Source organism: Intrasporangium sp., from assembly GCF_032907665.1.
Taxonomy (GTDB): domain Bacteria; phylum Actinomycetota; class Actinomycetes; order Actinomycetales; family Dermatophilaceae; genus Intrasporangium.
This window is the reverse complement of sequence record NZ_JAJJPG010000061.1, coordinates 1-7,766: the sequence shown is the minus strand read 5'-3', so window position 1 is coordinate 7,766 and position 7,766 is coordinate 1. Positions and strand designations below refer to the sequence as shown.

Here is a 7,766-nt window from a genome sequence, read left to right as displayed (position 1 = left end):
CGAGGTCGACGCGCTGCGCGGCCGTGCCGTACTCCTCGTGGACGACGAGCCCTTCACGACGAAGTCGCGCGGCGAGGTCGGCCCGCAGCGCGTCGCGGGTCGGCTCGAGCGCCCGACCTGCGGCGGTGGGCACCGAGGCGCCGCGAGTCTCGGCGTAGGCCAGGAAGTCACGGAGCATGACCGCCCCGCGGGCTCTCAGTCGCGACGGGTCGAGGTCAGAGGCACGGAGGGAGGAGACCACGGCCATCCGATTGCGAGCCCGGGTGATCGCCACGTTGAGTCGCCGCTCGCCGCCCTCGATGTTGAGCGGTCCGAAGCGATGGAGCACCCGGCCGTGGGGCGTCTTGCCGTAGCCGATCGACAGGATGATCGCGTCGCGTTCGTCGCCCTGGACCCGCTCGAGGTTCTTGACGAAGAAGTGCTCGTCGCCGTCTGGGTCGAAGAAGTCCGCGACGTCAGGGGCATCGCGCAGGGCCGCGGTCACGGCCTCGTCGATCCGGGTCGCGTGCTTGATGCCGAGGGCGATGACCCCCAGGGACTCCTGCGGACGCCTCCGTGCGTGGTCGAGCACGAGGCTCACCACCCGGTCGACCTCGGCCACCGTCGACTCGATGGTCTGCTCCCCCGGCTGGACGACGGCCTGCCCGTCGACGGGCTCGAAGGTCACGGCGGACTCGATCGCGGTGCCCGGGAACGTCGTCAGCCCGCCGTCGTACATCGTCGCGTTGGCGAAGGCGATGAGTCGCTCGTCGCGGCTGCGGTAGTGCCATGTGAGCCTCCGGGTTGGCAGCGCCGCGGCGAGCACGTCGAGCACGGACTCGAACCCCTCGGTGAGGACCTCTTCCTCGGAGGGGGAGGCCGAAGACACCTCGTCGTCGGAGACGACCGTGAAGAAGTTCGTCGGGGGGAGCTGGCGCTCGTCGCCGGCGACGACGACCTGGCGCCCTCGCGAGATCGCGGAGATCGCCTGCGCCGGCTGCACCTGTGACGCCTCGTCGAAGATGACGACGTCGAACCACCGGCCCGGCGGGAGTGTAGAGGCGACGACGAGAGGGCTCATGGCCCAACACGGCTTGATCGCTGTGAGGGCGGCTGAGGCCTGGGGCATGAGATCGCGCAACGACTTGTGCCGCCGGGCACGCCCCGCCTCGGCGCGCACGAGCGCCTCTTGTGCCGGGTGGTCGTCGAGCACCTCCCTGACGTTGCGGGCGACGGCTTCGCGGACGCGGTCGACCGTCGCGCCCAGGTGCGCCCGGTCCGCGGCGACGTACTCGTCGACGACGTGGCGCAGTCCTGCCCCGTCGTGCGCGCCGTAGGCCGGGTCGCGGAGACTGATCTCCTGCGCGAGCGAGGCCCACCACACGAGGTCCACCTCGGCGGGGACCCGCTCGGTGGGCACGCCACGGGCGGCGAGGTCGTCGATGAGCGGTCCCAGCCCTGCGGCGCGAAGGTCGTCGAGGATCCGCGTGACGTGGGGCAGGACAGCGAGGCGGTCGGGGCGCGCGGCGAGGCCGGCCAGCCGCTCGCGCAGGTCGCCGAGCGGAAGTTCCGTCAGTCCGCGCCGGTCCTCGGTGCGGTCGGGCAGCCGCTCCTGGAGCCACTGCAGGTCGCCGAGCAGGCCGTCGAGCACCACGAGTGCCTCGTCGAGGTGCGGCGAGATCTCGGGGCGGCCGCCACCGCCGACGAGGGAGTACCACTGCCTGCGTTGCTCGCTCGCGGTGATGAGCTCCTCATGGAGGCTCTCCGGGGGGCGACCGGGGCGCAGCAGCTTCTTTGCTTGTTGCCGCACGCGCCAGCGAGCGAGCCATCCCATGTCGATGCCGCGCTCGGCGCGCCACTGGCGAGGGGCTGTGGCGGCGATGTGCTCGTCGAGGGGGAGGTCGAAGACCTCAGGGCGGAACACCTCGAGGGTGTGGCGCACGGCCGCCATCGTGTCGAGGGCGGAGCGCCAGTCGGCGAGCGAACTCGCCTGGGGCACGTGGGACTCGCCGAGGATCGCATTGAGCTGGGCAGCCGCCTCGTCGAGCCCGCCTTCGCTGTTGCGTGTCGTGATCTCGAGGGCCCTGGCCGCGTCGTCGGAGGTGAGGATCCGCGCGCCGAACCACGGGTCCTCGCCGTCGTCGGCCCAGGCACCGAGCCCGGAGGCGTCCCGCAGGCGGCCCGCCAGCTCGCGGATGCGGTCGCGTCCGAGTCGGGCGAGGGTGGTTCCCGCGACGCGGACCCGGGAGGTCGGCGGTGGACTCTTCGTGGCCAGGTCGGCCAGGGCCTCCTGGACGTCGTGGACAGTGACACCCCAGGGCTCGCGCACCGAGTGCATCGCCTGCACGTGCGCGACGAGCCGGGCACGTCGGTCCTTGAGCGTGGTCGTGACCCCGTCCGAGGGCCTCGTTTGGTAGGCCTGCGCCGAGTCGAGCGACCGGGCGAACTGCTGGGCGGTGGCGCGACGGTTCGTCGTGCCGTCGTAGGCGTCGAGCACGAGGTCCCCGAGGCCGAGTCGGTCCAGTCGCCCGAGGACCGCATCGATCGCGGCGCGCTTCTCGGCGACGAAGAGGGCCGACTTGCCCTCCGCGGCGAGCGCGGCGATGAGGTTGGCGATGGTCTGGGACTTGCCGGTGCCGGGCGGCCCCTTGATGACGAGGTGGGCTCCGGCCCGGACCGCGTCGATGGCGGCGTGCTGCGAGGAGTCGGCGTCGAGGACGACGTGCTCGTGCTCGGGGTCCGGCTCGGGGTCCGGCTCCGGCACGCGCAGCCGCACGGCCGCGAGCGCCGACTCGTCCCCGGCCAGTGCCGCGACCACGTCATGGTCGGCGAGCGCGGACCCCTGCAGGGCGAGGTCGGCCACCATCGGCAGCTTGGCGTAGGAGAACGTGCCGACGACGAGCCGCGGCGTGATCTCGAACTCGGGCACCCGCTCGCACACCGCCTGGAGAGCGGCATACACCGGATAGGGATCGAAGGTGTCACCCTTGACCGCGAGGTCCGCGAGCGCCTCGCCGTCGACCTCGATCCCCTGCTCGGACCGGAGGTACTCGATGAGGACCGGGTTGAACTCGACGTCCGGCCCGAGGTCGATGTCGAAGTCCTCCTGGGCCGGCCCCGTCGGCCGCAGCACGAGTGGCCACAGGAGCACGGGCGCCGCCGGCGGCCGGGACGCACGCGGCACGGACCAGGTCGCCATGCCGATGGCGAGGAACCCGGCAGCGATGCCGCGCTCCTCCTTGAGCTCCTGGGCCTTGGCGCGGATGGCTCGGGCCCGCCGCCGTGCCTCCGCCAGCGCAGCCGGCTCACGCATGAGGTCGGACAGGCGGGTCCGCCGCCCGGCGAGCAGCATCGAGACCCCGCCCGGGTGGGCGGTGGTGAGATCGAGGGTGCCGGACGGCAGGTCGCGATACCACAGCAGGGTGTTGCGTCCGCCGAGGTCGACGAGGGCGCGCTGCCACACCTTCACCGCGGCCGCGACGCGGTCGGCTCGAGGGTCGCCCGAGGTCGACTCAGCCGGGAGGGCGGGGTCGGGCCGCGGGGCGTCGGTCATTCCTGCAGGCTAACCAAAGATGGCTGGTGAATCGGCCACCGACAGTCCCCGGACAGACTGGGCTCCATCGTGCCGTCTCACTGCATGACGAGCACGCCGTATGCCGCTGAGCCAGCCCGGCACCCACGGTGGCCTCCGCGCGTGGCGAGCCCTGCGGCATACGGCTCAGGCGTCTTCTTCCGCGTCCTCGGGTCGGCCCGTCCACTCACTGCCATAGCGCTTGGGCGGGAGGGCGAGGTGCATGACGCCCTTGTCGAGATCGACCCAGGACTTGTTGGGGTCACCCTCGGAGCCGGGGATCTGCGCCTCGATCCGCTTGCGGTCGCGCTCGTCGGCGAAGTGCTTCTGGTTCGGATTGAAGATCTGGACGAGGCCGTCCCAGTCGCTCATGTCCGCCTCCTTGGTCGTGCGTTCAGGCTACGCCTGGCCATGGAGGGGCCTCCGGAACCGCCGTCTGGGCGCCGTGCAGGCGGGATTGGCCAGTGCGGTGGCCGATTCGGAACAAGGCGCGACGACCTGACAGAATGGCCGGGCTGTCCCGCCCTCGTAGCTCAGGGGATAGAGCACCGCTCTCCTAAAGCGGGTGTCGCAGGTTCGAATCCTGCCGGGGGCACCAACCTGTTTCCGTAGGTCACAGGCCATTTTCGGCCTCCTGGCCCTCGCCCGTTTGGGGCACGCTCCCCCGCTGGGTGCCCGTGGGGTTCCCGAGTCGGGTACCCGAGCCGTTCTTGCTCGGCTCGCGGAGGGGCCGTGGCTTGCCCGGCACGAGGGCCACGAGCAGGGTCAGCAGGATGGCCCAGATGGTCGCGCTGTAGCCGGCGCTGACCGCGTTCCAGAGCAGGCCCCAGCCGCTGCGACCGGACATGAGGACGCCGACGGCGGTCATAGCGCCGATCGGGAAGATGACGAATGGCCAGCGCTCGTTCGCCCGTTGCCGGTACGAGGGACGCACGAACAGCATTCGGTGCGGCTCCTCCTCTTCGCCCTGGCCACCCATGGCGGCAGGTATGGACTCGCGCCGCCCGGTCGCGCCCACTGGGAGTGCAACCCGGCCCGTCAACCGAGTCCTGGTCATCGAGAACCCCCGTCCTGGCCGTGCGCTGCTTCCTCGGTCGCCCTGCGTACCACGAGGGCACGATTGACCCGCTCGATGGCAGCACGGTCGGCGTCCGTCCCCATGAGATGGCCGTAGGTATCGAGCGTGAGCTTCGCGGTCGAGTGACCGAGCCAAGAGGACACCGTCTTGATGTCGACGCCCGCCGCGATCCAGAGGCTGGCCGCGGTGTGCCTCAGGTCATGGGGCCGGCGTCCGAGGCCGGTCTTGGTCCAGTGGACGGCCCGCCGCCAGTTCTGCGCATGGAGGTAGCCGCCCTCGGGGGCCGGGAAGAGCAGCTCGTCCGGATCCCGACCGGCTGCCCAGGACTCGACCACCGGACGGACGCGCTCGGTCAGCGGGACAAGCCGGGACCGCCCGCTCTTCGTCGTCGCTCGCTCGATCACGGCACCGGTCCGGCCCGACTGCGGGATGGACCGCTTGACCACGAGGCCCGGGTACGGCACGACGACGAGGTCCCGGACGCGGAGACCGCGCAGCTCGCCGAACCGCACGCCCGTCAGCGCCAGGACGAGGGTGATCTCGGCGTAGCGCTTGGCCTGCTTGCGCTGGGCCTCGACGACCTCGAGGAGCTGGTCGAGGGTGAACGGGTCGACCTCGACAACCTTGCCCGTCCGCGAGTCGGGGCGAGGCAGGGGGACGTCCTCGGCTGGCGACTTGGGCAGGCGACGGGTGCGGACGGCATACCGGAACAGCCCGCGCAACGTCGTCCTCACCCGAGCCGCCGTCCGCACCGAGCGGGACACCGCCAGATCCGTCAGGAACCGCTCGACCTGGACCGAGGAGATCGACGAAATCGGCAGCCTCCCGAAAGCCGGCACGATGTGCACCCGCAATGCGCTCTCGTCCGACTCCCACGCCCGCACCGACACCTGGCCCTGGCGGGAGTCGCGGTAGTCATCCGCGAGCTCCGCCACGGTGATGCGGCCCGCCGAAGGCGAGACGAACTCACCCGAGAGGAGGAGCCGCTTCTGCTCCATCTCCCAGCGGACAGCATCACCGCGACGAACGAACGTGCGGTCAGCGACGACTCGCCCACGGTGCTTGACCTGGACGCGCCACTTGCCGTTGGGCCGCTTGAGGATCACGCCGGCTCCCGCTGCGACTCCAGCCACTCGTTCAGGCCCTCGGGCGTCCAGAAGCAGCGCCGCCCGACCCGGATCGCCGGGGCGAACCTGCCGTGGATCCTCAGGTGGTTGAGGGTGCCCACGGTGATGCGGCACCACGCGGCAGCCTCAGCCGCCTTGAGCAGCACCGGAGGCTGGATCTCGTTCGTCTTCGCACTCATTGCCCTTCTCCCCGTCTCTGAATTGCCTTGCTGTGGTTAGTGGTTCGTCCTGCTGGCGGCCCGCCATTGCGCGTATTCGCGGGCGCGTGCAGCGGCGGCCATGGCCAGTTCAGCGTCGCCCTCGGTCTCCCAGCCGGATCCGGCATACGTCCACTGCCCGATGACGAGGGTGGTCTCCTCCTCGTCGTCAGCGAGGAGGTCGTCGAGGTCGCGCACGTCGAGGGTCCTGCCCTGCCGGCTCGCCTCGGTGAGACGACGCTGGAACCTCACCCGAGCACGGCGGAGCCGACCGAGGGTCACGCTGTAGCGGCGCGACTTGGATGAGAAGTGGCCGCGGAAGCCGAGCATGTGCCGCCACTTCCCCAAGAGGGCGTAGGGGTGCTCACGCAGCGGTATGCCGTCCGCCCTGGCTTCGGCGTGGATGCGGTCTGCCGTCTCGGCCACGACAGCACGGAGGTGGCGCAGGTGCGCGTTGCCGCCATCGACGGAGTCGGACGCGGACTTGGTCGCGTACTTTGCGAGGTAGCCGGCCACCTGCTCTGGGGCGAGCTCGCGGTCGGGGTCGTCGACCCGGCTCCTGGTCTGGATGGGCTTAGTGTCGACCTGGGCGCCGAACCGCAGCCGCCGCACCGGATCCTCGTCGTAGAGCGGCGGTGCGTCGAAGGACACTCTGGCGACGGCCTGCTCGACGACGCGAGCCAGGAAGGCAGCGGTGAGGCCGGGAGGGGCGGGCGCGAAGCCGTCGTCAGTCTTGGGTCCGTCGAGCCGGATTAGGGCGTGGAAGTGGATCAGGCCGCGCTGCTGGTACTCGGCAACCTTCGCGTACTGCACCGTCGCGTGATCCTTCAGCCGTGACTCGGAGACCCCGAGGGTCTTGGCGAGGGCGCGGCGGAGGTCGATGGTGAACCGTCGCCACAGCTCGGGCGCCCACCACTGCCAGACGATGTGCCCGAGGTAGTCGTAGCAGTCACCGCAGAGCGGCTGCCCCAACGTCTCGTCCCCCTCTACGTGCGTTGCGTGGCAGACGGTCGGCCTGCGGTGTTCGCACAGGCCCGGTTGTCCCTTCGGGGTGAAGGGCCGGCACTTCCTGCCGTTGCGGGTGCCGTGGACGACCCCGAAGGAGGGTGCGGTCAGGGTCGCGAAGAGGAGCGGATTGTCCGACACGTGCTCCGGCACACCTTTGCCGCCAGTGACGCCGGTGCGGATCAGGTGGAACGTGTCCGCGGCATACACCCGCGAGCACGATGGGCACTCCGACGCGCGACGGTTCCCGCAGCGGACGTGCAGCACCCCGAGAGGTTCGTCTGCGGTGGAGAAGCTCGATAGGACCTCGCCGGTCCGGGTGTCGACCGTCGTCGAGTGACCGCGCAGCCGGATTGGCCTCGCGCAGTACCCGACCCTTGACGCGGCCTGCGACCAGGCGTCGAAGCAGGGCGAGACGAGCCGGGACGTGATCTGCGCCCGCACCACCGGGTCGAAGCCGGACAGGTCCAGCGGATGCTCTGCGCCAGCGGGCGCGACGGGCAGCGCACCCCAGACGTGGTCACGGGTCGCCTTGCTCACCAGCTTCACCCCCTTCTGCGGGTCCAGGGGGTGTGCCGTGCGGGTTGATGCGACCCGCGCCGCACGGCACACCCGGTCCAGAAGGGCAGCCAAGCCAGCCACGAAAAGGGGATGCCGACGCCGCAGGTCGCTCACACGCCAGCCACCAAGCCAAGGAAGAAGAAAGGGCGGACCAGAAAGGTGTCGTCGTTTGTCGCGGCTGTCTCAGGTGGTGGTGGCCGTCAGGCCGGGGTGGGGAGCCGACCCCCAGGGCACATGGCCCGTCACGT

The 7,766-nt window shown here is 70.9% G+C and carries 6 protein-coding genes and 1 tRNA gene; 1 reads left to right on the top strand and 6 read right to left on the bottom strand.

The window, feature by feature from the left end; translation table 11 throughout:
* Positions 1–3,532 (bottom strand): AAA domain-containing protein (locus tag LOY02_RS10615; protein WP_317182328.1); only part of this gene is annotated, 3,532 nt, incomplete at its 3' end.
* Between the two features lie 165 nt (positions 3,533–3,697).
* Positions 3,698–3,922: a DUF6191 domain-containing protein gene (locus tag LOY02_RS10610; protein WP_317182327.1), complete on the bottom strand. Its 225-nt coding sequence runs from the start codon at positions 3,920–3,922 to the stop codon at positions 3,698–3,700.
* Between the two features lie 150 nt (positions 3,923–4,072).
* On the opposite strand from LOY02_RS10610, the gene LOY02_RS10605 reads away from it, so the two are divergent.
* Positions 4,073–4,148 (top strand) — tRNA-Arg (locus tag LOY02_RS10605).
* Between the two features lie 15 nt (positions 4,149–4,163).
* Here LOY02_RS10605 and LOY02_RS10600 read toward each other — a convergent pair.
* From LOY02_RS10600 to LOY02_RS10585, 4 genes are all read right to left on the bottom strand, one after another.
* On the bottom strand, positions 4,164–4,493 hold the full coding sequence (locus tag LOY02_RS10600) for a hypothetical protein (RefSeq protein ID WP_317182326.1): 330 nt from the start codon (positions 4,491–4,493) through the stop codon (positions 4,164–4,166).
* Positions 4,494–4,603: 110 nt separating this feature from the next.
* Positions 4,604–5,734, bottom strand: a complete 1,131-nt coding sequence (locus LOY02_RS10595) for a tyrosine-type recombinase/integrase (protein WP_317182325.1) — start codon at positions 5,732–5,734, stop codon at positions 4,604–4,606.
* Entirely contained in the window at positions 5,731–5,934 is a 204-nt protein-coding gene (locus tag LOY02_RS10590) for a helix-turn-helix domain-containing protein (RefSeq protein ID WP_317182324.1), read from the bottom strand. The genes LOY02_RS10595 and LOY02_RS10590 overlap by 4 nt, the downstream gene beginning before the upstream one ends.
* Positions 5,935–5,970: 36 nt before the next feature.
* Positions 5,971–7,497: a replication initiator gene (locus LOY02_RS10585; RefSeq protein WP_317182323.1), complete on the bottom strand. Its 1,527-nt coding sequence runs from the start codon at positions 7,495–7,497 to the stop codon at positions 5,971–5,973.
* Between the last annotated feature and the right edge of the window lie 269 nt (positions 7,498–7,766).